The sequence below is a fragment of the Pseudomonas sp. MF6747 genome, assembly GCF_963890955.1.
Classification (GTDB): Bacteria; Pseudomonadota; Gammaproteobacteria; order Pseudomonadales; family Pseudomonadaceae; genus Aquipseudomonas.
The window spans coordinates 204,628-231,389 of record NZ_CAWPSZ010000012.1 but is presented as its reverse complement, the minus strand read 5'-3'; the positions used below and the strand labels follow the sequence as shown (position 1 = coordinate 231,389).

General features: G+C 61.3%; 27 protein-coding genes. 21 read left to right on the top strand and 6 right to left on the bottom strand.

Annotated elements, in window-relative coordinates:
* Positions 1 to 19: 19 nt before the first annotated feature.
* The 12 genes from tmk (at position 20) to AACW30_RS13725 (ending at position 11,103) form a co-directional block, all read left to right on the top strand.
* A complete protein-coding gene (gene tmk / locus AACW30_RS13780) occupies positions 20 to 652 on the top strand; it encodes a dTMP kinase (RefSeq protein WP_119741997.1) in 633 nt (210 codons plus the stop codon).
* A complete protein-coding gene (locus AACW30_RS13775; RefSeq protein ID WP_106576160.1) occupies positions 645 to 1,634 on the top strand; it encodes a DNA polymerase III subunit delta' in 990 nt (329 codons plus the stop codon). Before tmk ends, AACW30_RS13775 begins: the two co-directional genes overlap by 8 nt.
* A gap of 63 nt (positions 1,635 to 1,697) precedes the next feature.
* Positions 1,698 to 2,483: a TatD family hydrolase gene (locus AACW30_RS13770; RefSeq protein WP_200622856.1), complete on the top strand. Its 786-nt coding sequence runs from the start codon at positions 1,698 to 1,700 to the stop codon at positions 2,481 to 2,483.
* A 443-nt stretch (positions 2,484 to 2,926) separates the two neighbouring features.
* Positions 2,927 to 3,595, top strand: coding sequence for a TetR/AcrR family transcriptional regulator (locus tag AACW30_RS13765; RefSeq protein ID WP_200622855.1), 669 nt, complete (start codon positions 2,927 to 2,929; stop codon positions 3,593 to 3,595).
* Between the two features lie 139 nt (positions 3,596 to 3,734).
* Positions 3,735 to 4,703, top strand: coding sequence for a GTP 3',8-cyclase MoaA (locus AACW30_RS13760; RefSeq protein WP_124418283.1), 969 nt, complete (start codon positions 3,735 to 3,737; stop codon positions 4,701 to 4,703).
* A gap of 107 nt (positions 4,704 to 4,810) precedes the next feature.
* Positions 4,811 to 5,416: a DUF4823 domain-containing protein gene (locus tag AACW30_RS13755; protein ID WP_200622853.1), complete on the top strand. Its 606-nt coding sequence runs from the start codon at positions 4,811 to 4,813 to the stop codon at positions 5,414 to 5,416.
* 18 nt (positions 5,417 to 5,434) lie between these two features.
* Positions 5,435 to 5,995 carry a DUF1285 domain-containing protein gene (locus AACW30_RS13750; RefSeq protein ID WP_200622851.1) on the top strand — a complete coding sequence of 187 codons (561 nt, stop codon included), beginning with the start codon at positions 5,435 to 5,437 and terminating at the stop codon, positions 5,993 to 5,995.
* Positions 5,996 to 6,065: 70 nt separating this feature from the next.
* Positions 6,066 to 6,779 carry a GntR family transcriptional regulator gene (locus tag AACW30_RS13745; RefSeq protein ID WP_106576167.1) on the top strand — a complete coding sequence of 238 codons (714 nt, stop codon included), beginning with the start codon at positions 6,066 to 6,068 and terminating at the stop codon, positions 6,777 to 6,779.
* Positions 6,776 to 7,777, top strand: coding sequence for an ADP-ribosylglycohydrolase family protein (locus AACW30_RS13740; protein ID WP_119742008.1), 1,002 nt, complete (start codon positions 6,776 to 6,778; stop codon positions 7,775 to 7,777). Before AACW30_RS13745 ends, AACW30_RS13740 begins: the two co-directional genes overlap by 4 nt.
* A 195-nt stretch (positions 7,778 to 7,972) precedes the next feature.
* Positions 7,973 to 9,439: a purine-cytosine permease family protein gene (locus AACW30_RS13735; protein ID WP_200622846.1), complete on the top strand. Its 1,467-nt coding sequence runs from the start codon at positions 7,973 to 7,975 to the stop codon at positions 9,437 to 9,439.
* Positions 9,432 to 10,349: a PfkB family carbohydrate kinase gene (locus AACW30_RS13730; protein WP_179609576.1), complete on the top strand. Its 918-nt coding sequence runs from the start codon at positions 9,432 to 9,434 to the stop codon at positions 10,347 to 10,349. The genes AACW30_RS13735 and AACW30_RS13730 overlap by 8 nt, the downstream gene beginning before the upstream one ends.
* A 25-nt stretch (positions 10,350 to 10,374) precedes the next feature.
* Entirely contained in the window at positions 10,375 to 11,103 is a 729-nt protein-coding gene (locus AACW30_RS13725; RefSeq protein ID WP_200622845.1) for a class I SAM-dependent methyltransferase, read from the top strand.
* A 145-nt stretch (positions 11,104 to 11,248) separates the two neighbouring features.
* On the opposite strand, the gene AACW30_RS13720 is transcribed toward AACW30_RS13725, so the two are convergent.
* The 4 genes from AACW30_RS13720 to AACW30_RS13705 form a co-directional block, all read right to left on the bottom strand.
* Positions 11,249 to 11,629, bottom strand: coding sequence for a Rho termination factor N-terminal domain-containing protein (locus AACW30_RS13720; RefSeq protein ID WP_119742016.1), 381 nt, complete (start codon positions 11,627 to 11,629; stop codon positions 11,249 to 11,251).
* Between the two features lie 50 nt (positions 11,630 to 11,679).
* Positions 11,680 to 11,946 carry a hypothetical protein gene (locus AACW30_RS13715; protein ID WP_106576174.1) on the bottom strand — a complete coding sequence of 89 codons (267 nt, stop codon included), beginning with the start codon at positions 11,944 to 11,946 and terminating at the stop codon, positions 11,680 to 11,682.
* 50 nt (positions 11,947 to 11,996) lie between these two features.
* Positions 11,997 to 12,350, bottom strand: coding sequence for a hypothetical protein (locus AACW30_RS13710; RefSeq protein WP_145159255.1), 354 nt, complete (start codon positions 12,348 to 12,350; stop codon positions 11,997 to 11,999).
* A gap of 84 nt (positions 12,351 to 12,434) precedes the next feature.
* On the bottom strand, positions 12,435 to 13,640 hold the full coding sequence (locus AACW30_RS13705) for an MFS transporter (RefSeq protein ID WP_106576177.1): 1,206 nt from the start codon (positions 13,638 to 13,640) through the stop codon (positions 12,435 to 12,437).
* 191 nt (positions 13,641 to 13,831) lie between these two features.
* On the opposite strand from AACW30_RS13705, the gene AACW30_RS13700 reads away from it, so the two are divergent.
* The 6 genes from AACW30_RS13700 (at position 13,832) to AACW30_RS13675 (ending at position 20,548) form a co-directional block, all read left to right on the top strand.
* Positions 13,832 to 14,311, top strand: coding sequence for a GNAT family N-acetyltransferase (locus AACW30_RS13700; RefSeq protein WP_119742815.1), 480 nt, complete (start codon positions 13,832 to 13,834; stop codon positions 14,309 to 14,311).
* 935 nt (positions 14,312 to 15,246) lie between these two features.
* Positions 15,247 to 16,068, top strand: a complete 822-nt coding sequence (locus AACW30_RS13695; RefSeq protein ID WP_119742024.1) for an SDR family oxidoreductase — start codon at positions 15,247 to 15,249, stop codon at positions 16,066 to 16,068.
* 29 nt (positions 16,069 to 16,097) lie between these two features.
* Positions 16,098 to 17,078 carry a substrate-binding domain-containing protein gene (locus AACW30_RS13690; RefSeq protein ID WP_200622844.1) on the top strand — a complete coding sequence of 327 codons (981 nt, stop codon included), beginning with the start codon at positions 16,098 to 16,100 and terminating at the stop codon, positions 17,076 to 17,078.
* Complete coding sequence (araG, locus tag AACW30_RS13685; RefSeq protein WP_200622843.1) at positions 17,075 to 18,574, top strand: L-arabinose ABC transporter ATP-binding protein AraG; 1,500 nt, start codon at positions 17,075 to 17,077, stop codon at positions 18,572 to 18,574. The genes AACW30_RS13690 and araG overlap by 4 nt, the downstream gene beginning before the upstream one ends.
* A gap of 17 nt (positions 18,575 to 18,591) precedes the next feature.
* Entirely contained in the window at positions 18,592 to 19,557 is a 966-nt protein-coding gene (gene araH / locus AACW30_RS13680; protein WP_106576704.1) for an L-arabinose ABC transporter permease AraH, read from the top strand.
* 187 nt (positions 19,558 to 19,744) lie between these two features.
* Positions 19,745 to 20,548 carry an IclR family transcriptional regulator gene (locus tag AACW30_RS13675; protein WP_106576182.1) on the top strand — a complete coding sequence of 268 codons (804 nt, stop codon included), beginning with the start codon at positions 19,745 to 19,747 and terminating at the stop codon, positions 20,546 to 20,548.
* Here AACW30_RS13675 and AACW30_RS13670 read toward each other — a convergent pair whose 3' ends face one another.
* Positions 20,549 to 21,601, bottom strand: a complete 1,053-nt coding sequence (locus tag AACW30_RS13670) for an NAD(P)-dependent alcohol dehydrogenase (RefSeq protein WP_169367434.1) — start codon at positions 21,599 to 21,601, stop codon at positions 20,549 to 20,551.
* A 181-nt stretch (positions 21,602 to 21,782) separates the two neighbouring features.
* Between AACW30_RS13670 and AACW30_RS13665 the strand changes: the two genes are divergently transcribed.
* Positions 21,783 to 22,673: an AraC family transcriptional regulator gene (locus AACW30_RS13665; protein WP_106576185.1), complete on the top strand. Its 891-nt coding sequence runs from the start codon at positions 21,783 to 21,785 to the stop codon at positions 22,671 to 22,673.
* 178 nt (positions 22,674 to 22,851) lie between these two features.
* On the opposite strand, the gene AACW30_RS13660 is transcribed toward AACW30_RS13665, so the two are convergent.
* Positions 22,852 to 24,516 (bottom strand): electron transfer flavoprotein-ubiquinone oxidoreductase, encoded by a 1,665-nt coding sequence (locus AACW30_RS13660; RefSeq protein WP_200622838.1) that lies wholly within the window; start codon positions 24,514 to 24,516, stop codon positions 22,852 to 22,854.
* Positions 24,517 to 25,048: 532 nt separating this feature from the next.
* Here AACW30_RS13660 and AACW30_RS13655 point away from each other — a divergent pair.
* Positions 25,049 to 25,798, top strand: coding sequence for an electron transfer flavoprotein subunit beta/FixA family protein (locus tag AACW30_RS13655; RefSeq protein ID WP_057009251.1), 750 nt, complete (start codon positions 25,049 to 25,051; stop codon positions 25,796 to 25,798).
* Positions 25,799 to 25,800: 2 nt separating this feature from the next.
* Positions 25,801 to 26,730 (top strand): electron transfer flavoprotein subunit alpha/FixB family protein, encoded by a 930-nt coding sequence (locus AACW30_RS13650; RefSeq protein WP_053257535.1) that lies wholly within the window; start codon positions 25,801 to 25,803, stop codon positions 26,728 to 26,730.
* The last annotated feature ends 32 nt before the right edge of the window (positions 26,731 to 26,762 follow it).

Below are 26,762 nucleotides of genomic sequence, written 5' to 3'. Positions count from 1 at the left end.
CTCTGACTAAGGACTGCCTGTGACTGGCTTGTTTATTACCCTGGAAGGCCCGGAAGGCGCCGGCAAAAGCACCAACCGCGATTACCTGGCCGAACGCCTGCGCTCGGAGGGCATCGAGGTGGTATTGACCCGCGAGCCCGGCGGCACGCCACTCGCCGAGCGCATCCGTGAAGTATTGCTGGCCCCGGGTGAAGAACCGATGAACGCGGACACCGAGCTGCTGCTGGTGTTTGCTGCACGCGCTCAGCATCTGGCCGAGGTGATTCGCCCAGCCCTCGCGCGTGGCGCAGTGGTGATTTGCGACCGTTTTACCGATTCGACCTACGCCTACCAGGGCGGCGGGCGCGGCTTGTGCCTGGCGCGTATCGCTACGTTGGAAACTTTCGTTCAGGGCGATTTGCGTCCGGACCTGACCCTGCTGTTCGATCTGCCGGTGGAGGTGGGGATGGCCCGCGCCAGTGCCCGGGGTCGTCTGGACCGCTTCGAGCTCGAAGGCCACGTGTTTTTCGATGCGGTGCGCAGTGCATTCCTGCTACGCGCCAAGGCGGAGCCCGCGCGCTACCACCTGCTGGACGCGGCTCAGCCGCTGACGCAGGTACAGCAAGCCATCGACGCCTTGGTGCCGACGCTGCTGGAGCGCGCCCGTGGCTGAGGCCTATCCGTGGCAGGACAGCCTCTGGCAGCAACTGGCCGGGCGTGCCCAGCATGCGCACGCCTATTTGCTGCATGGGCCAGCGGGTATCGGCAAGCGTGCGTTGGCCGAGCGCTTGATGGCCAGCCTGTTATGCCAGCGCCCGGTCAATCTGGAGGCTTGCGGTGAGTGCAAATCCTGCCTGCTGCTCAAAGCCGGCAGCCACCCCGACAATTACCTGCTGGAGCCTGAGGAAGCCGACAAGGCGATCAAGGTCGACCAGGTGCGTGACCTCGTCAGCTTCGTGGTGCAGACCGCGCAGATGGGCGGGCGCAAAGTGGTGCTGATCGAGCCGGTGGAGGCGATGAACATCAACGCCGCCAACGCCTTGCTCAAGAGCCTGGAAGAGCCGTCGGGCGATACGGTGCTGTTGCTGGTGAGTCACCAGTCCAGCCGTCTGTTGCCGACCATTCGCAGTCGTTGTGTGCAGCAGGCTTGTCCACTGCCGAGTGAAGCGATGAGCCTGCAGTGGCTGGCGCAGGCGCTGCCCGAGTGCGGCGAAGACGAACGCGTCGAGTTGCTGACCCTGGCCGCGGGTTCTCCCTTGGCGGCCGTCAAGCTGCACGCCCAGGGCGTGCGTGAGCAACGTGCGCTGGTGGTCGATGGCGTGAAGAAGCTGCTCAAGCAGGAGCTGTCCGCGACGCAACTGGCCGAAAGCGCCTGGAAGGATATTCCGTTATTGCTGCTGTTCGACTGGTTCTGTGACTGGTCGAGCCTCATCCTGCGCTACCAGTTGACCCAGGATGAAACCGGCCTGGGCCTGCCGGACATGCGCAAAGTGGTGCAGTACCTGGCGCAGAAAAGCGCGCAGGACAAGGTGCTGAATATCCAGGACTGGATTCTGGCCCAGCGCCAGAAGGTGCTCGGCAAAGCCAACCTCAACCGCGTGCTGTTACTCGAAGCACTGCTGGTGCAGTGGGTCGGCTTGCTCGGCCGGCGTTAATTTCCGCGGCCGACGGGTGTATCGTCGGCCAGACACTTTCCGTGACTCAAGTTGTAAATTCCTATGCTCGTAGATTCCCATTGCCACCTTGATCGCCTCGACCTTGCCCAACATGGTGGCTCCCTCGACGCTGCCCTTGAAGCTGCGCGCCAGCGTGGAGTAGGGCACTTCCTGTGCATTGGTGTCAGCGCTGAAAATGCCGCCGACGTCAAAGCGCTGGCTGATTGTTATGCCGATGTCGATTGTTCGGTGGGCATCCACCCGCTGGACCTCAAGCCCGGCGAAGCCCCCGCCCTCGATTGGCTGCTGGGCGAACTCAATCACCCACGCGTGGTGGCGATTGGCGAAACCGGCCTGGATTACCACTACGAGCCCGAGGCCGCTGAGTTGCAGCAGGCGTCGTTCCGCCTGCACCTGCAGGCCGCCCGGCAAACCGGCAAGCCGGTGATCGTTCACACCCGTGGCGCCCGCGCAGACACCCTGACGCTGCTGCGCGAGGCTGCGTTGCCCCAGGCCGGCGTGCTGCATTGCTTCACCGAAGACTGGGACATGGCCAAGGCCGCACTGGACCTGGGCTTTTATATTTCCCTGTCGGGCATCGTCACCTTCCGCAATGCCGACGCCCTGCGCGATGTGGCGCGCCAAGTGCCGGCCGATCGCCTGCTGGTGGAAACCGATTCGCCGTACCTGGCGCCTATCCCCCATCGTGGCAAGCCGAACCTGCCGGAATACGTGCGCGATGTGGCGGATTACCTGGCAATGCTGCGGGGTGAGTCGTACGAACGCTTCGCCGAGCAGACCACCGAAAACTTCAAGCGCCTGTTCCCGCTGGCCCACGTCGCCGGCTGATGGAGCCAAATTGCAGGCAAAAAAAACCCGGGTTCTGGGGGGTGAATCCGGGCTAAGACCATTAGGAGTAAACAAGGGCACACAGTCCGTCGGTACCCAGGTCGACGCGTCACTTGGGGGAGATGCCACGCCGACAGTTCAAGTATTGATCAGGATCCCATTCAGTCCAGTCGCATCTGATCGTTTTTTAAACAGATTTGGAATACGCGCGCTTCGCTTGAGTTCTCATTGCGCAGGTGCACGGGTGTCAATATTGCGTATTGTTTCTGACTGATAACGGCGAAAACGTTGGCGCGCTGAAAGTTAAGTGCATAACGGGTTCACATAGGCGTTGCCCAACGACTGTTCAGTCGGGATAATCCCTCGCACTGGGTAAATCGTATCGCCACGTATCACTGGCCCTGCGCAACCCTCCCACTTTGACCTCTGCAGACTTCTCCCTCATGCAAAAAGAACCCCGTAAGGTCCGTGAGTTTCGCCGCCGTGAGCAGGAAATTCTCGACACTGCACTCAAGCTGTTCCTCGAACAAGGTGAAGACAGCGTCACCGTCGAGATGATTGCGGATGCCGTGGGTATCGGCAAAGGCACGATCTACAAGCACTTCAAGTCAAAGGCCGAGATCTACCTGCGCCTGATGCTCGACTACGAGCGCGACTTGAACGAGCTGCTGCACTCGGCCGATGTCGACAAAGACAAGGAAGCCTTGTCCCGCGCCTATTTCGAGTTCCGCATGCGTGATCCGCAGCGCTACCGTCTGTTCGATCGGCTCGAAGAGAAAGTGGTCAAGGGCAATCAGGTTCCGGAAATGGTCGAGGAGCTGCACAAGATTCGCGCCTCGAACTTTGAGCGCCTGACCCTGCTGATCAAAGGTCGTATCAGCGAAGGCAAGCTTGAAGATGTGCCGCCTTATTTCCACTACTGCGCCGCCTGGGCGTTGGTGCACGGCGCCGTGGCGCTGTACCACTCGCCGTTCTGGAGCAACGTGCTGGAAGATCAGGAAGGTTTCTTCCAGTTCCTGATGGACATCGGCGTGCGCATGGGCAACAAACGCAAGCACAGTGCTGAAATGCCGGGCGCTGAGCCTAAGAGCGGTGAAACCCCCGCTGCTTGAGCTATTCCCGACAGTGATGGCGCAATGATTTACTGCCAGTTGCAGTACCCCAGGAATATACTCAGGCAAGGACCTTGCTAAAATTTGATTTATAAGTCAGCTTTTAGCGCGCCCGAATCATCCTCTGCCGGAGTGATCCATGATCGTTGATCGTCAAGGCAGGCGATTTCGCAACTTGCGAATCAGCCTGACCTCAGCCTGCAACTACGCGTGTACCTACTGCGTGCCTAATGGCAAGCGGCTGGTGGCTGCCCAGGACGAACTCTCGGCCGAGGCGATGGCCCGTGGGGTGGCGTACCTGATTGAAGCGGCGGGTATCGACCGCCTGCGCATCACGGGCGGCGAACCGCTGGTGAGCCCCAAGCTGGAAGCCTTCATGAGCGCGGTCGGCGGAATGGGCCTCAGTGATATCAGCCTGACCACCAACGGCCAATTGCTGGCGCGCAAACTGCCGCTGCTGGTGGAGGCCGGCATTCGCCGCATCAACGTCTCCCTCGACACCCTGGACGCCGACGCCTTCCGCAGCATCGCCCGTGGCGGCGACTTGGCCACCGTGCTTGATGGCATGGAGCAGGCCCGCGCCGCGGGGATCAAGATCAAAGTGAACATGGTGCCGTTGCGCGGGCAGAACCTGGACCAGGTCATGCCGCTGCTCGACTATTGCCTTGAGCGTGGCTACGAGCTGCGCTTTATCGAACTGATGCGCATGGGCCATCTGGCCAAGGATTCCAACGCGTTCCTGCAGCAATTCGTCAGCCTGCAGCAACTGCTCAGCCTGATCGGTGAACACCACGAATACCTGCAAGCCAACGCGCCAGTAGACGCTACCGCGGTGCGCTACGAGGTGCCGGGCCAGGGCTTTTTTGGTGTTATCGCCAATGAAAGCGTGCCGTTTTGCCGTACGTGTTCGCGTCTGCGTTTGTCGTCTACCGGGTGGCTGCATGGCTGCCTGTCGTCGAGCAACCGTCATTACGTCGGCGACCTGCTCGACCTGCCGCGCCATCAGGCGCTGCCAGCCTTGCAAGGCCTGCTGATGAAGGCCCTGGGCGACAAACAGGAAGTGGCCTTCTCCGGCGGTGCCACCATCATGAAGATCATCGGCGGTTAGCGACACACGCTCTTCCCACATTTCATTTGCGCCGCTGCTGAATGGCGCGGATTCTGCATCTCACGCCCATTCGCCGGTTTTCCGTCACCGGCTTTTGGAGGATTAGGATGCGTAGTCTGGTTTTGTTGCTGGCGTCGTTGACGCTGAGTGGTTGCATGACCGTCAGCGATATGGCCGAAGGCACCCGCTATCAGATGAGCGACGCCGGCTTGCTGGACCACAGTGATACCCACCGCACTGCGTCGATTCGCATACAGCCGGACTCTTTTGTCTTTATCGCCCAAGGTGCGTTTGTGCCGCCGGGCAGCGCTTATCCGCGACCTAACGTGGTGGCCGAAGAGGCCTTCAACGGCTTTGTCGAATACTTCCCGATGGTGCGCCGTGCGCGCAAGCCAGAAGGCCTGGAACAGGCGATGGCCGAAGCCCGTGGGGCGGGTGCGCATTACCTGTTGTATTGCCGCTTCGCTGCAGCCGATGACCGCATCGGCAATGCCGATGAATGGACGGATCAACAGGCGCTGGACCGCGTCGGGCTGGACAGCGGCGTCATCCAGATCATGTTGATCGAGACCAGCACCCAGTATTTGATTGATACTGCACGTATTCGCAGTCGTGGCGGTTTACTGACGTTCCACGACAATAAGCCAGAAGATCTGATTGCCCGCCCCCTGGCGCAGTACGCCCGCGGCCTGCTGGGCATGGGGGATCAGTAAAAACTCAAGGAGAACTGCATGTCCGATTCCGCCAAGGCCAATGACCTGTTGGCTCAACTGCCCAAAGGCAAGGGGCCGGCACCGGTGCACCTGTGGAATCCGGATTTCTGCGGCAACATCGACATGCGCATCGCCCGCGATGGCACCTGGTTCTACCAGGGCACGCCGATCGGACGCAAGCCGATGGTCAAGTTGTTCTCCAACGTCATTCGCCGCGACGGTGATGATTATTTTCTGGTGACGCCGGTGGAGAAGGTCGGCATCACCGTCGATGACGCACCGTTTGTGGCCGTAACCCTCGAGGTGCAAGGGCAGGGCGAAAGCCAGGTGCTGCACTTCACCACCAACGTCGACGAGCAAATCGAGGCCAGCCTCGAACACCCGCTGCGCGTCGAAATCGACCCCATCACCCAGGAGCCCGCGCCCTATTTGCGTGTGCGCACCAACCTCGAAGCCCTCGTGCATCGCAATGTTTTTTACCAACTGGTCGAGTTGGCGGTGAGCCGTCCGATCAACGGTCAGAACTGGCTTGGCGTGTGGAGCGCCGGGGAGTTTTTCCGCATTGGCCTGGAGCCCTGAGGCCAGCTTTTTCATCTGCCTGAAATAATTCGCTTGCTGTAATCGGGCGCTATCGGTTATCAATTTGTACATGATTAGACATGTCCGATTTGATAAGAAAAAACGCGTCGTCGACGAGCTTATCCGCCGTATCGAGGCGGGCGTCATGGCCGACGGTTTCCTGCTGCCAGGCGAGCACCAGTTGGCCGAAGAGTTCGCGGTCAGCCGTGGCACGTTGCGCGAAGCCCTGGCTGAGCTCAAACGCCGCAACTACATCGCCACCCAGAGCGGCGTCGGCTCCATCGTCACCTTTGACGGCATGGTGCTCGACCAACGCAGCGGCTGGGCCCAGGCCCTGGCGGACACGGGGGCGCTGGTTACCACCGACATCCTGCGCCTGGAAGCCGTGACCCGCCCCGATCTGCTCAGCCGTTTCGGCAGCGACCAATTCATCGCCCTCGACCGTCGTCGGCGTACCACCGATGGCACGGCGGTGTCGCTGGAGCGCTCGCTGATGCCCGCCTCTGGTGGCCTGGAAGGCCTGCCCCGCGTCGGCCTGATCGACAATTCCCTGACCATCACCCTGGCCGCCTACGGCTACGTTGGCGCCGAAGGTGACCAATGGATCGGCGCCGAGCCCCTCAGCGACGAAGACGCCGAGTTGCTTGGCCGCCCCGCCGGCACGGTGTTTCTCAAGGCCTCGCGCACCACCTACGACCGCCGCGAGCGCTTCATGGAGTACGTCGAAAGTTTGCTCGACCCTCTGCACTTTCGCCTGCACCTGCAGTTTGGAGCGTCAAAATGACCCCGCAAAACCGCGCCCTCGGCGCCTTCTACGGCCTGGCATTGGGCGACGCATTGGGCATGCCCACCCAGTCCTTGAGCCGCGAACAGGTGCAACAGCGCTTCGGTGCCATCACGGGTTTGGAAGACGCCGATGCCGACCAACCGATTGCGCCAAACATGCCGGCCGGTTCGATTACCGATGACACTGAGCAGGCGATCCTGGTCGGCGAGTTGCTGGTTGAAGGAAACGGCAAGATCGAACCGACCGTGCTCGCCCAGCGCTTGATCGACTGGGAGGCGGCGATGCGCGCCAAGGGCTCCCAGGATTTGCTCGGGCCATCGACCAAGCGCGCTATCGACATGATCCTCGCCGGCCACACCCCGGAAGAATCCGGGCGCTTTGGCACCACCAATGGCGCCGCCATGCGGATCACACCGGTGGGGATCGCCGCCGATGTCAGCGACCCGGCGCCGTTCATCCAGGCGGTGATCCAGGCCTGCCAGGTCACCCACAACACGACGTTGGGCATCTCCAGTGCGGCTGCTGTTGCAGCGGTGGTCTCGGCCGGCATCAACGGCGTGGACCTGGGCGAAGCGCTCAACATCGGCACGCAGATCGCCCAGCAGGCGGAAAACCATGGTCACTGGATTGCCGGTGGGCGCATTTCCACGCGCATCAGCTGGGCGCGCACCTTGAGCGTCGGCAGCGGCGACAACGCCCTGTTTGCCGACCTGCTTTACGAACTGATTGGTACCTCCGTGGCCTCCCAGGAATCGGTGGTGGTGTCGTTTGCCCTCGCGCAGCAAGTGGCGGTGGGCGCGATGAGTGCTTTGGAAGCCGTGTGCCTGGCCGCCAGCCTTGGCGGCGACACCGACACCATCGCCGCGATGCTCGGCGCGATGTTGGGCGCGTGTCTGGGCATGCAGTGCTGGCCGCCGGTGATGATTGAACAGGTCAAGCAGGTCAATGGCCTGGACTTGCAGCCGCTGGTGCAGGGGCTGCTGCAAATTCGATAAGCGCCGCAGGCAAACAGGTGGGAGCGGGCTTGCTCGCGAAAGCGGTGTATCAGGTGGCACATCAGTTGACTGTCCCACCGCTTTCGCGAGCAAGCCCGCTCCCCCATTGAACTCGCAGAGTCAGGAAGACCGAGAGTCGATTCACCTTGAGTATCTGCCACAACCACAACAATACAGGCACCAGGAGCACCCCTCATGAGCACCACTTCTACCGGCCAAAGTGCTGGGCAATTGGAAACACGCGGTATCGAACCGGTCCCTGAAGGCGAGTGCAACGGTCATCCGCTGCAACTGTTCTGGGTGTGGTTCGCGGCCAACATCAGCATTCTCGGTTTGCCGCTGGGCGCGACCCTCGTGGCGTTCCGTGGCCTGGCGATCTGGCAGGCGATCATCGTTGCAATCCTCGGCGCCGCCGGCTCTTTCGCCGTGGTGGGCATCATCTCGATTGCCGGCCGCCGCGGGCGTGCGCCGAGCCTGACGCTGTCCCGCGCGATCTTTGGCGTGCGCGGCAATATCGGCCCGACCCTTGTGTCGCTGATGTCGCGACTGGGCTGGGAAACCGTCAACACCACCACCGCGGCATTCGTGTTGCTGTCGTTGTGTTCGATCCTGTTTCACTCGCCGGTCGAAGCGAAAAGCGCGCCCGTGCTGACACTGATCTTCATCGCCATTTTCGTGCTGCTGACCCTGTCCGTCTCCGGCCTCGGCCACGCGACCTTGCTGGTGATCCAGAAGTGGGCCACCTATGTATTTGGCGCCTTGAACATCCTGGTGGGCGGCTTCCTCTGCGCCACCATCGACTGGAGTGCGGTGTTCAACGCCACGCCGGCGCCGCTGAGCGCGATGATCATCGGCGTCGGCACCATGGCCGCCGGCACCGGTATCGGCTGGGCCAACGCCGGCGCCGACATGTCGCGCTACCAGCACCGCAGCGTCAAGGCCGTGCGCCTGGTGGCTTCGGCCGCGTTTGGTGCGGGGATTCCGCTGGTGTTGCTGATCACCCTCGGTGGCTTGCTGTCGGTGGGCAACAATGATCTGGCCTCGGCCACTGACCCGATCATCGCAATCCGCGACATGCTGCCCACCTGGATGGCCGTGCCGTACCTGATCACCGCGTTTGGCGGGCTGCTGCTGTCCAACAACCTGTCGGTGTACTCGGCGGGCCTGACCACCTTGACCCTGGGCTTGAAGGTCAAGCGCGTGCACGCGGTGATCGTCGACATCGTCGCGATCTTCGCCGGTTCGATCTACTTCATGCTGATTGCCGACAGTTTCTACGGCCCGTTCATCACGTTCATCTCGCTGCTGGCGGTGCCGATTACGGCGTGGGTCGGGATCTTCGTGGTCGACTTGCTTCATCGCCACTACTACAGCCCCAAAGACTTGCTGGACGTAAGCCCAAGCAGTGCCTACTGGTATCGCGGCGGCGTGGAATGGCGTGCATTCGGCGCTTGGGCCGTGGCCATCGTGCTGGGCTTCAGCTTCACCACCATCGGCACCACCGCCGAAAACATCTGGTTCGCCGGGCCGCTGTCCGACTCGTGGCTGGGTCACAACGGGCTGGGCTGGATCGTCACCTTCCTGGTGGCCGGCGGAATTTACGCAGTACTGGGCGGCGCAGCTGACCGTCGTCCGGCTTTAGTAGAGAGCCCCAATGTCTAGATTGCTGCACACCGGCCAGGTCATCGTCGACCTGGTCATGGCCCTCGACACCTTGCCTGCAACCGGCGGCGACGTGCTGGCGCGGTCTGCCAGCTTTGAAGCCGGCGGCGGTTTCAACGTGATGGCCGCCGCCCGGCGCAATGGTCTGCCGGTGGTTTACCTCGGCCGCCATGGCAAGGGCCGCTTCGGCGACCTGGCGCGCGCGGCCATGCAAGCCGAGGGCGTAGAGATGGCTCAGTCGACCAGCGACGACAAGGACACCGGTTTATGCGTGTCGCTGACCGAAGCCACCACCGAACGCACCTTCATTTCGCATATCGGCGCAGAAGGGGATTTGAGCGCCGAGGACTTGGCGAACGTCGTGCCGCGCGCGGACGATTACGTGTACGTCAGCGGCTACAGCCTGTTGCTCGAAGGCAAGGCCCAGGCATTGCTCGATTGGCTGCTGGCGCTGCCGCGTGACATCACGGTGGTGTTCGACCCGGGGCCGCTGGTCAAGGCGCCGGATTCGGCGCTGATGGTCGCCTTGTTGCCGCGCATCGACATCTGGACCAGCAACGGCCCGGAAGCCCTGGCGTTTACCGGTGCCGACACCCTGGCCAAGGCATTGCTCGAACTCGAACGGCACTTGCCTGCCGACGCGTTGCTGGTGGTGCGCGATGGGCCGAACGGGTGCTGGGTCAGTCTTCAAGGCGAGGCCAGGCATGTGCCCGGCTTCAAGGTGACCGCCGTGGACAGTAACGGCGCGGGCGATGCCCATGCCGGGGTGTTTCTTGCGGGGTTGGCCCAGGGCTTGGAACCGGCTGACGCGGCACGCCGCGCCAATGCGGCCGCCGCGTTGGCGGTCACGCGCTGGGGCCCGGCAACCTCACCCGGGGCTGCCGAAGTGGATGCCTTGTTGGCACAATAGGCGCCACTCAGCACGGAGCGACGCCATGACCCAGAATATCTACGACACGCCAGCCTTCTTCGAGGGCTACAGCAAAATGGGCCGCTCTGTCGCAGGCCTGGCTGGCGCGCCGGAGTGGCCTGCCTTACAGGCAATGTTGCCGCCGATGGCTGGCTTGAATGCAGTTGACCTCGGCTGTGGCTATGGCTGGTTCAGCCGCTGGGCGCAGGAGCAGGGCGCGGCTCATGTGCTGGGGTTGGACGTGTCGCAAAAGATGCTGGCGCGGGCCAAACAGATGACCTCTGCAGCGACCATTACCTATGCGATCGCCGACCTGGAACAGCTCGACCTGCCTGCTGCCTCGTTCGATCTGGCCTACAGCTCGCTGGCTTTTCATTACATCGTCGATCTGAAGGGGCTGTTCGAGCGTATTCACCACGCCTTGGTGCCTGGTGGCCGACTGGTGTTTTCCATCGAGCACCCGATCTTCATGGCACCCCGCAACCCGGGGTGGCTGGTCGATGATCAAGGCCGCAAAAGCTGGCCGGTGGATGGCTATCAGTTGGAAGGGCCGCGGGTGACCCACTGGTTGGCCGAAGGCGTGATCAAGCAGCACCGTACGCTGGGCACGTTGCTTACTCTGATGATTCACGCGGGGTTCACCCTCAGTCACGTGGAGGAGTGGGGGCCAAGCGAAGCGGACCTCATTGCTCGGCCAGCATTGGCCGAAGAACAAGAGCGCCCAATGATGCTGCTGGTATCGGCTCACCGCTGATTTTGGGTGTGCAACGCAAAACAAAATGTGGGGGCGGGCTTGCTCGCAAATGCTGTGGAACAGTCGATAGGTTGAGTGACTGTTCTACCGTATTCGCGAGCAAGCCCGCTCCCACATTGGGTTTGGTGTGTCGGCAAGGCCGGCGTCAGCCAGCCTTGCGCAGCGCTTCGATCAGCTCATCCTTGCGCATGCTCGACCTGCCCGGAATATCCTTCGCCCGCGCTTCCTTCAGCAAGCTTTCCTTGGTCTGCGTCGCCAGCGAAGTGCGACCGGTGCGAGGGTGACCCTCGCGGCTGGCGGCAGCTCGCTTGGCCGAATCACTGCGTGCCTCGGCTTTTTTCTGCGGCGCTTTGCGTTGGCCCGAACCACCGGCTTTGTCACCGCCGCCGGACTGCTTGTTGACGGTGGCCCAGGCGCGGGCTTCGGCTTCTTCCTTGGACACGCCTTTGTGCTCGTAACTGTGTTCGATACGGGCGGCTTTGCGCTTCTGTGCGGCGGTGTATTTAGCTTTGCTTCCAAGAGGCATTGCGATACTCCAACTGGCCCTGTTGTCAGGGCCAGACCAGACAAAATGGATTACTGGGTGCTTTCGCCTTCCAGCTTGCGCGCCTCATCAACGCCTGACGCGGTCAACTTGATCGGCAGGTTCAACGAGTATTCACCGGCGTCGTCGGTGGTCACATGCCCATCCTTGATAAATCCACGGTCCTGCAGGAACGCCAAGACACTGGCAACCTCCTTCCCGCCGCGGTAGTTATCCAGCACCTCCTTGCCCAGACCGTTCGGGTGGGCGTGCAGCAGGCGGGTGAGGACTTCTTTTTCAAGGTTTCTATCGACGTTCATGCGTACCTCTTCACTGGGAATGATCGGGTGTCGGTGTCGTTATGGATGCTTCAAGGCGCAGGTTGTTTTGGGGCGCCAGGGATGTTCGAGTCGTCGCCTTTATTGACCTTTGGCTCATTGCTGATGCCAGGGCCCATTTTGCCGTTGCCGACCGCAGCCGGTGCCTGGCGTTGGGTGTCGTTGCCCTTGGTGCGAGGGTCAGCGCCAGCGCCGTTGTCGATGATCGCGCCGCCATTGGTGTCCAGGCCGGTGCCCATCGAATCCTGGGATTCCTGGGTGGCAGGGCTTGGCGGGCTGCCGACCGGGTCGGTCTTGCCGGTTGAGGAAGTGGCGGCAAAGGCGTTAAGCGATGCGGCAGACAGCAGGCCGGTGAGGGCGAGGGCGGCAAACTTGGAATTCTTCATGGGGTGTCTCCATATGATTAATGTCCTTACCCTTTATTGGTCCGCCCCCGCTGGCGGTTCGTGCCTTGATGGCGACGAACGGTCTTAGCTCACCTGTAAGATTTTGTGTGCAGAGGCTTTGCGCCACACCAGCCGCGCCACCGTGATCAGCCAATTCAACGACGCCACACCCACGACAATTGCCAGCAATGTCGGCAGGCCGTAATCGACGATGATCCTCCCCGCCAGCCAGGGAAACCCGAACACACCGACAAAGTACGCCAGGCTGAACAGCAGCAATGCCTGGGACGTCGTGCCGGGCGGTGCTTCGTTGGCTACCAGCCCGTTGATCACCGAATACGTCAGACCGTAACCCACGCCCAGCGTGGCAGCGGCCAGCAAGTAACTGAGGTTTCCGCTCACGCCCACCGCAAACAGCACGATCGACCCGAGCATGATCCCGGACAACACACACGCCGCCCGGTAGGCATCGCGTTTGACCACGTGGCCTGCGATCAACAGACGGCTGGTGATCGCAGCACTCAGGAACCCGGCGAAGAACAGCGAGTAGTCCAAGCCATGCGCGGCCGCATAGCTGGTTTGAAACGACGAAAGCCCGCCGAACACACACCCTCCCAGGCCGACCATGAGGATTGCGAACCCGGCCTTGGATGACAGCACGCGACGGCTGGCGGCCCAGGAAATCCTCGCGGCCGGCACATTCGCGTGCTGTTTGAGGCGGGCACCCATGCGCCAGAACATCAGCACCCCGGCAACGCTGGCCAACCCGGCAATATAGAAGGCCGTCGTCAGGGGCAGGTCCAGCGCACTGGCGGCTCGACCGAGCAACGGGCCGGAGCCGATTCCGCTCAACATGCTGCCCGACAGCAGGGCAAAGTATTTGGCTCGCTGCTGGGGCTCCACCAGCAGGCTCACGATGATCGGGCCCAAGGTGTAGAACACGCCCCAACCCAAACCAAGGGCCAGCCCGAACACCATCAAGCCTTGGCCGAACCCCGGCGTCAGGGCAAAGCCCAGGCAGGCCACCACCAGCAACACGCCCATCGCGGCAATAGCCCGCGCGGCCCCGACCGCATCGGCCAGGTGCCCGGAAAACACCACGGCCACAAAGGTACTGAGCATCGCCGTGGAGATCACACTGCCCGCATCATGCTCGTTGCCACCGCGAGAGTGGATCAGCAGTGACAGCAGAAACGTCGAGCCGTAGGACAGCGACAACAGGAAGCTGGCCAGGCAGAACAGGGCGAAGAGCGTCGCGCCTTGCTTTGTCGCAGGTGCAGTGGCGTGCATGGGGTAAGCCTTGGAATAGTTGGAGTTGTGGCCAACTTTTACCACGCACGCTGCGACCGATTGTTCTGTGCTTGGTGGTGCTTGCTTTAGCATCCGATGAAGTAACGCGCCCCGGCCTTCACGAAAATGCGCTGCAATCAGTCATGAAAGCGCCTTAGTATGTGGCCTTTAACATTGCCCAAGGCCCGCCCATGACCATCGAGATTCGCCCTGCCGTGCCCAGCGATGCTGCGCAGATCCTGACCTTCATCACCGAGCTTGCCGAATACGAAAAGGCCCGGCATGAAGTGATCGCCAGTGTGGCGGATATCGAGCGCAGCCTGTTCAGCGAGGGCGCCACCGCCCATGGCCTGATCTGCTCGCGGGACGGCCTGCCGATTGGCTTTGCGGTGTTCTTTTTCAGCTATTCCACATGGTTGGGCAGCAATTGCCTGTACCTCGAAGACCTCTACATCAACCCCGAACAGCGCGGCGGCGGGGCGGGCAAGAAATTGCTGCGCCACCTGGCAAAAATTGCCTGCGACAACGGCTGCGGACGTTTCGAATGGAGCGTGCTGGACTGGAACGAGCCGGCGATCGCCTTCTACAAGTCCATCGGCGCGCAACCGCAGGAAGAATGGGTGCGTTACCGCATGGAAGGCGACGCACTGCGCGATTTCGCCCAAGGCTGAAGCCTGCTCCCACACTTACTGTACGACTGCGCAAAATTCCGCACCCACCGCAATCCAAATGTGGGAGCGGGCTTGCTCGCGAGGGCGGTGTGTCTGCACCAACCAAGCCGCCTGACCCACCGCCATCGCAGGCAAGCCAGCTCCCACCTTTATGGGTGACAGACCAAAATCTCCGCACCCACCTCAATCCACATGTGGGAGCGGGCTTGCCCGCGAAGGCGGTGTATCAGTAACAACCAAGCCGCCTCACCCACCGCCATCGCAGGCAAGCCAGCTCCCACACTAATGAGCGGCAGACCAAAATCTCCGCACCCACCTCAATCCAAATGTGGGAGCGGGCTTGCCCGCGAAGGCGGTGGATCTGCACCAACCAAGCCGCCTGACCCACCGCCATCGCAGGCAATCCAGCTCCCCCACTAATGAGCGGCAGACCAAAATCTTCGCACCCACCGCAATCCAAATGTAGGAGCGGGCTTGCTCGCGAAGGCGGTGTATCAGTAACAACCAAGCCGCCTCACCCACCGCCATCGCAGGCAAGCCAGCTCCCACACTAAGGAGCGGCAGACCAAAATCTTCGCACCCACCTCAATCCAAATGTGGGAGCGGGCTTGCTCGCGAAGGCGGTGTATCTGCCCCAACCAAGCCGCCTGACCCACCGCCATCGCAGGCAAGCCAGCTCCCCCACTAATGAGCGACAGAGCAAAATTCCGCACCCACCGCAATCCAATTGTGGGAGCCGGGCTTGCCCGCGATGGCACTCCTCCAGCCAACCATCCACCTCTGGACGCACCGCATTACCAAGCACCCGCACGCCCACATTTTTCAGGTTCTGTTTCAATATGTGGGATGCAAATTTATATATTGAGATATTTCAAAAGGTGGGTTTATAGTCGCCTGCATCAGCACTCACTACCAAAAATAAAACAGGTGAAGCGATGCAGCCCCAACCGTTGTCATTACCCGCCGTGCCGGAACCCACCTATGGTGAGCGGCTGAAAAACAAAGTGGTGATCATCACCGGCGCCGCTCAAGGCATTGGCGAGGCGATTGTCGCCTGCTTCCAGGCCCAGCAGGCCCGTCTGGTGATCGCGGATATCCAGGCTGAAAAGGTCCAGAGTGTCGCCGCCCACTGGCGCGAACGCGGTGCCGACATTGTCGCGCAGGCCGTCGACATCACGTCCAAAGAGCAATGGCAGTCGCTGGTCAACCTGGCCATCGAGCGCTTTGGCCGTGTGGATGTGTTGGTCAACTGCGCCGGCGTCAATGTGTTCCGTGACCCGCTGGAGATGACCGACGAAGACTGGCGCCGCTGCTTTGCCATCGACCTCGACGGCGCCTGGTACGGTTGCCGTACGGTGCTGCCGCACATGATCGAGCAGGGCATCGGCAACATCATCAACATCGCCTCCACCCATTCCAGCCACATCATCCCCGGCTGCTTTCCCTACCCGGTCGCCAAGCACGGCCTGCTCGGCCTGACCCGTGCGCTCGGCGTCGAATACGCGCCCAAGGGCATCCGCGTGAATGCCATCGCGCCGGGCTATATCGAAACCCAGCTCAATGTCGACTACTGGAACGGTTTCCCCGACCCGCATGCCGAGCGCCAACGCGCGTTCGACCTGCACCCGCCCAAGCGCATCGGCCAGCCGGTCGAGGTGGCGATGACGGCGCTGTTCCTGGCGACTGACGAGGCGCCCTTTATCAACGCAACCTGCCTGATGATCGATGGCGGGCGTTCTGTGATGTACCACGACTAAAATTTTTCGATAACAAGAAGAGGTGGTTCATGTTCAAGAAAACACTCGGCGCCCTGGCGCTCGCCGCAGCCTTCAGCGGCTTCGTGTCTGCCGAAGAGGTAAAGATTGGCTTTTTGGTCAAGCAGGCAGAAGAACCCTGGTTCCAGACCGAATGGGCCTTCGCCGAAAAGGCCGGCAAGGACCAGGGCTTCACCGTGATCAAGATCGCCGTGCCCGATGGCGAGAAAACCCTGTCGGCCATCGACACCCTCGCCGCCAACGGCGCCAAGGGCTTTGTGATCTGCCCGCCGGACGTGTCACTGGGCCCGGCGATCATGGCCAAGGCCAAGCTCAACGGCTTGAAAGTGCTGGCGGTGGATGACCGTTTCGTCGACGCCAAAGGCAAGCCCATGGAAGACGTGCCTTACGTCGGCCTGGACGCCTACAAGATCGGCCAGAAACAAGGCGAGGCCATGGCCACCGAAGCCAAGCACCGCAACTGGGACTGGAAGGAAACCTACGCCGTCATCAACACCTTTGATGAGCTGGAAACCGGCAAGAAACGCACCGACGGTTCGGTAGAAGGCCTCAAGGCCGCGGGCTTGCCCGCCGACCACATCCTGTTCAGCGCACAGAAAACCCTCGACGTGCCGGGCAGTATGGATTCGACCAACTCGGCACTGGTGAAGCTGCCGGGCACCGCGAAAAACCTGATCATCGGCGGCATGAACGACAGCACCGTGCTCGGCGGCGTGCGCGCCACCGAAAGCGCCGGGTTCAAGGCGGCCAACGTGATTGGCGTGGGCATCAATGGCACCGATGCCATCGAAGAACTCAAGAAATCAGACACCGGTTTCTTCGGCTCGATGCTGCTGAGCCCGGACGCTTCCGGCTACAAAACCGCCACGGCGATGTTCGAGTGGGTGACCAAAGGCACTGAGCCGGCCAAGTTCACCGCCCTGGACAACGTGACCCTGATCACCCGCGCCAACTTCAAGGAAGAGTTGAGCAAAATCGGTCTGTGGAAATGACCGGCGCGGCCTTGCGCTTCAACGGCATCGGCAAGGAATTTCCCGGGGTCAAAGCCTTGGCGCAGATCAGCTTTGAAGCGCGGCCGCACTCGGTGCACGCGCTGATGGGCGAGAACGGCGCGGGCAAATCGACCCTGCTGAAAATCCTCGGTGGCGCCTACATTCCGAGCAGCGGCACGGTGCAGATCGGCGAGCAGACCATGGACTTCAAGTCTGCCGCCGACAGCATTGCCAACGGCGTCGCGGTGATCCACCAGGAGTTGCACCTGGTGCCGGAAATGACCGTGGCCGAGAACCTGTTCCTCGGGCATTTGCCGTCGCGTTTTGGCGTGGTCAATGGCGGGCTGCTGCGCAAGCAGGCGCTGGCGTGTCTCAAAGGCCTGGCCGATGAGATCGACCCGCAGGAGAAGCTCGGCCGGCTGTCGCTGGGCCAGCGTCAGCTGGTGGAAATCGCCAAGGCATTGTCGCGTGGCGCCCATGTGATTGCCTTCGACGAACCCACCAGCAGTCTGTCGGCGCGCGAGATCGACCGTTTGATGGCGATCATCACGCGCCTGCGCGACGAGGGCAAAGTGGTGCTCTACGTGTCGCACCGTATGGAGGAGGTGTTTCGCATCTGCGACGCGGTGACGGTGTTCAAGGACGGCCGCTTTGTGCGCACCTTTGACGACATGGCCACGCTGACCCACGACCAATTGGTGACGTGTATGGTCGGCCGGGATATTCAGGACATCTACGACTACCGCCCGCGTGAGCGCGGCGAGGTGGCGCTCAAGGTCGAGGGGCTGCTGGGCCCGGGCCTGCGTGAAGCGGTCAGCCTTGAGGTGCACAAGGGCGAGATTCTCGGCCTGTTCGGGTTGGTTGGCGCGGGGCGTACCGAGTTGTTTCGGCTGCTGAGCGGATTGACGCGCTCCACTGCCGGTCAGCTGCAGCTCTTTGGTGAAACCCTGCACCTTCGCTCGCCGCGTGATGCCATCGATGCGGGCGTGCTGCTGTGCCCGGAAGACCGTAAAAAGGAAGGCATCATCCCGCTGTCCAGCGTCGCCGAGAACATCAACATCAGCGCACGCAGCGCCCATGCCACCTTTGGCTGGCTGCTGCGTGAGGGCTGGGAGAAGGGTAACGCCGACCAGCAAATCAAGGCGATGAAAGTCAAAACGCCGAACGCCGAGCAGAAAATCATGTACCTGTCCGGCGGTAACCAGCAGAAGGCCATTCTCGGCCGCTGGCTGTCGATGCCGATGAAGGTGCTGCTGCTCGATGAGCCGACGCGCGGCATCGACATCGGCGCCAAGTCGGAGATCTACCAGATCATCCACAACCTGGCCGCCAGCGGCATCGCGGTGATCGTGGTGTCCAGCGACTTGATGGAAGTCATGGGCATCTCCGACCGCATCCTGGTGATGAGCGAAGGCGTGCTGACCGGCGAGTTGAACCGCGATCAGGCGGACGAAGCACAGCTATTGCAACTGGCACTTCCGCGTACGCGGGCTTGAAGAATTCGAGGTGAATGATGTCGCAAATAAAAACTGCAAAGAGCTTCTGGCCGGGTTTTAACCAGCGCAAGTTTCTGGATGATTGGGTGATGCTGCTCGCCGCGTTGAGCATCTTTGTGCTCAGCGCGTTGTTTATCGACAACTTCCTCTCGCCGCTGAACATGCGCGGGCTGGGCCTGGCGATTTCCACGGTGGGCATCGCTGCGTGCACCATGTTGTTCTGCCTGGCGTCGGGGCACTTCGACTTGTCGGTGGGTTCGGTGATTGCCTGCGCCGGCGTCGTGGCGGGGATTGTGATTCGTGACACCGACAGCGTGGTGCTCGGCGTGTCGGCGGCGTTGGCCATGGGCCTGGTGGTGGGGCTGATCAACGGCATTGTCATCGCCAAGCTGCGCATCAACGCCTTGATTGCCACGTTGGCGACCATGCAGATCGTGCGCGGCCTGGCCTACATCTTTTCCAACGGCAAGGCCGTCGGCGTGATGGACGAGCGCTTTTTCGTGTTCGGCAATGGCCAATTGATGGGCGTGCCGGTGCCGATCATCATCACCGTACTGTGTTTTGTGTTCTTCGGCTGGCTGCTCAACTACACCACCTACGGGCGCAACACCATGGCCATCGGCGGCAACCAGGAGGCGGCGTTGCTGGCCGGGGTGAACGTCGATCGCACCAAGATCATCATCTTTGCCGTGCACGGTTTGATCGGGGCCCTGGCTGGGGTGATCCTCGCCTCGCGCATGACCTCGGGCCAGCCGATGATCGGGCAGGGCTTTGAGCTGACGGTGATTTCCGCCTGTGTACTGGGCGGCGTGTCGCTGAGCGGCGGCATCGGCATGATCCGGCATGTGATTGCCGGGGTGCTGATTTTGGCGATCATCGAGAATGCGATGAACCTGAAGAACATCGACACCTTTTACCAGTACGTGATCCGCGGTTCGATCCTGTTGCTGGCGGTGATCATCGACCGCATGAAGCAACGCTAAAGTCGTGCCCTGTAGAGATCAAAATGTAGGAGCTGGCTTGCCTGCGATATCGGTGTGTCAGCCTGCACGTTTACTGGCTGACACGCCCTCATCCCAGGCAAGCCAGCTCCCACAGTGGATCTCCTCTGTTCAGGAGGGCTGCATTTGCCATAATGGCGCCGTTTTCGTACTTCCCAATAGGCCCGATATGCAGGAAAACGCCCACATCCCCGTCAAAGACGCCGCGCCCACCGGCACCCAGACTCTGTTGCGTGGCCTGGGCGTGGTACAGGCAGTGGCGGCCGGTGCGCGGGATCTGAAAGAGATCGCCCGGCGCATCGGCACCACCCGCAGCACCACCCACCGCCTGGCCAGTTGCCTGGTGGAAGAGCGTTACCTGCGCGTGGTGCCGCAAGTCGGTTACCTGTTAGGGCCCAAGCTGATCGAGTTGGGCTTCCAGGCCCGTGAAGAATTGCCGTTGGTGAGCCTCGCGGTGCCGTATCTGGATGAGTTGTCGGCGCTGACCGGCGACACCATCCACCTGGCGATTCGCGAATACGACGACGTGCTTTACCTGCACAAGAATCCCGGCCGTAACGGTCCGGAAATGCGCTCGCGGGTGGGCCATCGCATGCCACTGGCGCGCACGGGTGTGGGCAAGGCAATGTTGCTGGACGACTCGGTGCAGGAGTGGCAGCGCTTGTATGAAGCCAGCCTTCCGGCCGGTGGCAAGAGCCAGCAGTGGCCGCAGCACCCGGAGCAATCCTGGGCGCAGTTCGAGCAGCGCATGCGCGAATACGTGGCGGGGGGGTATGCGTTCGATCTGGAAGACAACGAACCGTCGATCCGTTGTGTGGCGGCACCGGTGCGCGATGCCAGCCGGCGAATCGTCGCCGGCATCAGCATCGCCAGTACCGTGCCCTACATGCCGCTGGAGAAAATGGCCGAGCTGATCCCTGTGATCAAACAGGTCGCAGCGCGGCTGTCAGCGGAGTTGGGCGCCAAGGCCTGATCAGGCCTTCAAGGTCGCCATGTCGATGACAAAGCGGTATTTCACATCACCGGCGATCATGCGGGTGTAAGCCTCATTGATCTGGCGGATGTCGAGCATTTCGATGTCGCAGGTGATGTTGTGCTCGGCGCAGAAATCCAGCACTTCCTGGGTTTCGGCAATACCGCCGATCAACGAACCGGCCAGCACTTTACGGCCCAACACCAGCTTGGCGGCGTTGACCGGCGGATCGACCGGCTCGATCAGGCCGACCAGAATGTGCACGCCGTCAAAGCGCAGCACATCGAGGTAGGGGTTCAGGTCGTGCTGCACGGGAATGGTGTCGAGCAGGAAGTCGAAGCTGCCGACAGCGGCTTTCATCTGCTCGGCGTCGGTGGACACGATCACGTGATCGGCGCCCTGGCGACGGCCTTCTTCAGCCTTGCTCGCGGAGCGGGTGAACAGCGTGACTTCTGCGCCCATCGCCTTGGCGAACTTGATGCCCATGTGGCCCAGGCCACCCATGCCCAGCACGCCGACTTTGTCGCCCGCTTTCACGCCGTAGTGCTTGAGTGGCGAGTAGGTGGTGATGCCGGCACACAGGATCGGTGCGGCGCTGGCCAGGTCGAGCTTGGCCGGGATTTTCACCACGAAGTGCTCGCTGACCACGATGCTGTCGGAGTAGCCGCCCATGGTGTTGCTGCCGTCGACCCGGTCCGGGGTGGCGTAGGTCATGGTCGGGCCTTCGAGGCAGTATTGCTCCAGGTCCGCGTGGCAGGCGTCGCAGTGACGGCACGAATCAACCATGCAGCCTACGCCGACCAGGTCGCCGACTTTGTGCGCGGTGACGCTGGCGCCGACGGCGGTGACTTTGCCGACGATCTCGTGGCCCGGCATCAGCGGGTAAACGGCGATGCCCCACTCGTTGCGCGCCTGGTGGATATCGGAGTGGCACACGCCGCAGTAGAGAATCTCGATGGCCACGTCATCGGCGCGCGGGCTGCGGCGCTCGAAGGACATCGGGGCGAGGGGAGTGGTCGGGGACTGGGCGGCATAACCGATGGCGGTATACATGAGGAAACCTCGCAGCAGGAATAACTAGGGAGGCGGCGCATTCTCCGCGCCGCGCCTGGATGCGGCCATGGCGATTGCTCCGAGTCTCATGCCTATTCGTCCGGGAGTGCCCCTTGTTTGGATCCATGCGCCCTCAGACCTGCGATGATGCTCTCATCCCTTTTTCGCGAAGTTTTTTGCCATGTTGTTGACCCGCCATCTCGACGCCAACGCCACGTTGGTGGCCTTGATAAAAGGGCTTACGCCCTGCGACGGATTTTCGCCGACGAACCTTCCCGGCGTGCAGGTCTTGCGCGCCAGTTGCGACGTGGCGCGCGGCCCGCAGATCTACGAGCCGAGCCTGATGATCGTCGCCCAGGGCAGCAAGGTCGCCTACCTGGGCCCGCGTACGCTGGAGTATGGCGCCGGACATTATTTAATCCAGGCGATGCCGGTGCCGTTTGAATGCGAGACCTTTGCCCTGCCGAACGCGCCGTTGTATGGCGTGACGGTGGGTATTGATCGGGTGGTGCTGGGCGAGTTGGTCATGGCCATGGGCATTCAAGCCGGGCCGCCGCCGGCAGCGCAGACGCTGGAATCGATGAGTTCGGTGGTGCTCGATGATGCGATGCGTGGGTGCGTCGAGCGGCTGTTGCAGTGCCTGCACGATCCGCTGGAAAGCCGGATCATGGGCCCGGCGCGAGTGCGCGAATTGTTGTTCACCGCGTTGCGTGGGCCGCAGGCCGATGTGTTGCGGGCGTTGGTGGAGCAGCAGGGGCAGTTTTCGCGCATCGCCACGTCGTTGAATCACCTGCATGCCCATTACGCCGAGCCGCTGAATATCGAGACGTTGGCCGGTTATGCGCACATGAGCGCGTCGACGTTTCACGAGCATTTCAAGCGTTGTACGTTGTTGTCGCCGGTGCAGTATTTGAAGCGGTTGCGGTTGCTCAAGGCGCAGCAGTTGCTGCTGGTGGAAGGCATGGGCGTGGCGCAGGCGGCACACAATGTGGGGTATCAGAGTACGTCGCAGTTCAGTCGCGAATATAAGCGCTATTTTCTGCGCAACCCCGGTGAAGAGCGGGCTGCATAACTCCACAAGGTACACCACCGTAAAGGTGGGAGCGGGCTTGCTCGCGAAAGCGGCCTGTCAGTTGATGAATGTGTTAGCTGACCCACCGTATTCGCGAGCAAGCCCGCTCCCACATTTGATCGGTGTGGGGCATAAAAAAGGCTCCCATTTGGGAGCCTTTTTTGTTCAAGCAGCTAGCTTACATATTCGGGTAAGTCGGCCCGCCCGCGCCTTCCGGCGTCACCCACGTAATGTTCTGCGAAGGGTCCTTGATGTCACAGGTCTTGCAGTGCACGCAGTTCTGGGCATTGATCTGGAAGCGCTTCTCGCCGTCTTCCTTGGTGATCACTTCATACACGCCGGCCGGGCAGTAGCGCTGCGCCGGTTCATCGTAGAGCGGCAGGTTGGTGCCGATCGGGATGCTTGGGTCTTTGAGCTTCAAGTGGCACGGCTGTTCTTCTTCGTGGTTGGTACCGGAGATGAACACCGAGCTCAGCTTGTCGAAGCTCAGCTTGCCGTCGGGTTTTGGGTAGTCGATCTTCTTGCTGTCCTTGGCGAGCTTCAGGCAGGCGTAGTCCGGCTTGGTGTCGTGCAAGGTGAACGGCATTTTGCCGCCGAGGATGTTCTGGTCGAACCAGTTGAAGCCGGCACCCAGGATCGGGCCGAACTTGTGCATCGCCGGGCCGAAGTTGCGGCTGGCGAACAGCTCTTCGTAGAGCCAGCTGGCTTTGAAGCTGTCGACGTAGTTGGTCAGTTCGTCGCCGCCTTTAGACTCGGCGAACAGGCGTTCGGCCACCGCGTCGGCGGCGAGCATGCCGGACTTCATCGCGGTGTGGCTGCCCTTGATCTTGGCCACGTTCATGGTGCCCAGGTCGCAGCCGATCAAGGCGCCGCCTTTGAAGACCATCTTCGGCAACGAGTTGATGCCGCCTTTGGCCAAGGCACGCGCGCCGTAGCTGACGCGCTTGCCGCCTTCCAGGTACTGGGCCAGCACCGGGTGATGCTTGAGGCGCTGGAACTCATCGAATGGCGACAGGAACGTGTTGCTGTAGGACAGGTCGACGATCAGACCCACGACCACCTGGTTGTTTTCCAGGTGATAGAGGAAAGAACCGCCCGTGTTCTCGTTGCTCATGATGTCCAGCGGCCAACCGGCGGTGTGTACCACCAGGCCAGGTTGGTGCTTGGCAGGGTCGATTTCCCAGATTTCTTTCAGGCCGATGCCGTAGTGCTGGGCGTCGGCGTCGCTGTCCAGGTTGAAGCGCTGGATCAGTTGCTTGCCGATGTGGCCACGGCAGCCTTCGGCGAACAGCGTGTACTTGCCACGCAGCTCCATGCCTGGGGTATAGACGCCTTCTTTTGGATGGCCTTCGCGGTCGACGCCGAGGTCGCCGGTGATGATCCCGCGGACCACGCCGTTTTCGTCGAACAGTGCTTCTTGAGCGGCGAAGCCTGGGTAGACTTCCACACCCAGGTTCTCAGCCTGCTGGGCCAGCCAGCGGCACAGGTTGCCCAGGGAGATGATGTAGTTGCCTTCGTTGTGCATGGTCTTGGGCACAAAGAAGTCGGGAACCTTGGTGGCGGCTTCCGGGCTGCGCAGTACATAGATGTCATCGCGCACCACGGGCGTGTTGAGCGGGGCGCCAAGTGCTTTCCAGTCCGGGAACAGTTCGTTCAGGGCGCGGGGTTCAAACACCGCACCGGAAAGGATGTGCGCGCCGACTTCGGAGCCTTTCTCGACCACGCAGACGCTGATTTCTTTACCGGCTTCGGCGGCCTTCTGCTTCAGTCGGCAGGCGGCAGACAGGCCTGCCGGGCCAGCGCCGACGATGACCACGTCGAATTCCATGTATTCGCGTTCCACAGGCTATCTCCTACTCAAGGCTCAACAGGCTTTTTTTTTAATGGGTGGAGGTTCGGTGTCGCATCCGTCATCACTGCATTCGGAGCACGGGATGACCCACCTTTCTCTCTAGGTGGCGCATTATATCTACACCACTGGCAGCGTCCAATACAAACGTTTGTTTGAATTGCTTGGAAGCTAGGTAAATCAAAGCAACGCGGCTTATGACTGGCTATTTTGGCGTATTGACCAGAATAGGCGTTCCGGTCAATATACGGTCGGTTTTGCGCATACCGTAGGCATACCGCAGGTTTCAAGAGCACGTCCAAAAGCAGGGCCAAGGCAAAACAGGTGACGCGCGTTTCATTGATGGCGCGCAGTTTACACGCCGCGATAAAGAATGACCTCTCAGTCACCACTGACGAACGGTCATCATTTCCCGTGAGCAAGGTCATCCGCCGACGTTTTTGGAGGTGCCCTTGTGTGCCGATGAGCATCAACCGCCAGGTTCGCCTAGGCGACTTTCTTTTCACCGGAGAGTAACGAGGAATCCATGAAGGTTCTTGTAGCTGTCAAACGCGTTGTCGATTACAACGTGAAAGTTCGCGTCAAGGCGGACAATTCCGGCGTCGACCTCGCTAACGTCAAGATGTCGATGAACCCTTTCTGCGAAATCGCTGTGGAAGAAGCCGTACGCCTGAAAGAGAAAGGCGTGGCGACTGAAATCGTCGTGGTTTCCATTGGTCCTACCACTGCCCAAGAGCAGTTGCGTACCGCCCTGGCACTGGGCGCCGACCGCGCCATCCTGGTTGAATCGGCTGAAGAGCTGACCTCCCTGGCCGTTGCCAAGTTGCTCAAAGCCGTTGTCGACAAGGAACAGCCTCAGCTGGTGATCCTCGGCAAGCAAGCCATCGACAGCGACAACAATCAGACGGGCCAGATGCTGGCTGCGCTGACCGGTTATGGCCAGGGCACCTTCGCCTCCAAAGTCGAAGTGAGCGGCGACAGCGTTGCTGTTACCCGTGAAATCGACGGCGGCGCACAGACCGTTTCGCTGAAACTGCCGGCCATCGTCACCACCGACCTGCGTTTGAACGAGCCGCGCTATGCGTCCCTGCCAAACATCATGAAAGCCAAGAAGAAGCCGCTTGAGTCGCTGACTCCAGAAGCTTTGGGCGTTTCCACCGCCTCCACCAACAAGACCGTCAAGGTTGAAGCGCCGGCTGCACGCAGCGCGGGCATCAAGGTCAAGTCGGTGGCTGAACTGGTCGAGAAACTGAAAAACGAAGCGAAGGTAATCTAATCATGACTATCTTGGTAATCGCAGAACACGACAACAAGGTGCTGGCCCCGGCCACCCTGAACACCGTGGCTGCCGCTGCGAAAATCGGTGGCGACATTCACGTGCTGGTCGCAGGTCAGGGCGCTGGCGCCGTGGCTGAAGCCGCAGCGAAAATCGCTGGCGTGAGCAAAGTACTGCTGGCCGACAACGCCGCTTACGCGCATCAGCTGCCGGAAAACGTTGCCCCTCTGGTTGCAGAGCTGGGCGCTGGCTACAGCCACATCCTGGCTGCCGCTACTTCCAACGGCAAAAACATCCTGCCACGCGTTGCCGCGCAGCTGGACGTTGACCAGATCTCCGAGATCATCTCGGTTGAAAGCGCTGATACCTTCAAGCGCCCGATCTACGCCGGTAACGCCATTGCCACCGTGCAGTCCAACGCGTCGGTAAAAGTCATCACCGTGCGTGCCACCGGTTTCGACCCGGTGGCTGCTGAAGGGGGTTCGGCTGCCGTTGAAGCCGTCTCCGCTGCCCACGACGCCGGTACTTCCAGCTTTGTTGGTGAAGAGCTGGCCAAGTCGGATCGTCCTGAGCTGACCGCTGCCAAGATCGTCGTTTCCGGCGGGCGTGGTATGCAGAACGGTGACAACTTCAAGCACCTGTACGCCCTGGCCGACAAGCTGGGCGCTGCGGTGGGCGCGTCCCGCGCGGCCGTCGACGCAGGTTTTGTACCCAACGACATGCAGGTCGGCCAGACCGGCAAAATCGTTGCGCCACAGCTGTACATCGCCGTCGGTATCTCCGGCGCGATCCAGCACTTGGCCGGTATGAAAGACTCCAAAGTGATCGTTGCGATCAACAAGGACGAAGAAGCGCCGATCTTCCAGGTGGCTGATTACGGCCTGGTGGCAGACTTGTTCGAAGCCGTACCCGAGTTGGAGAAGCTGGTCTAATCCAGCCGCTTCACTTATAAAGAGCCCGGTCT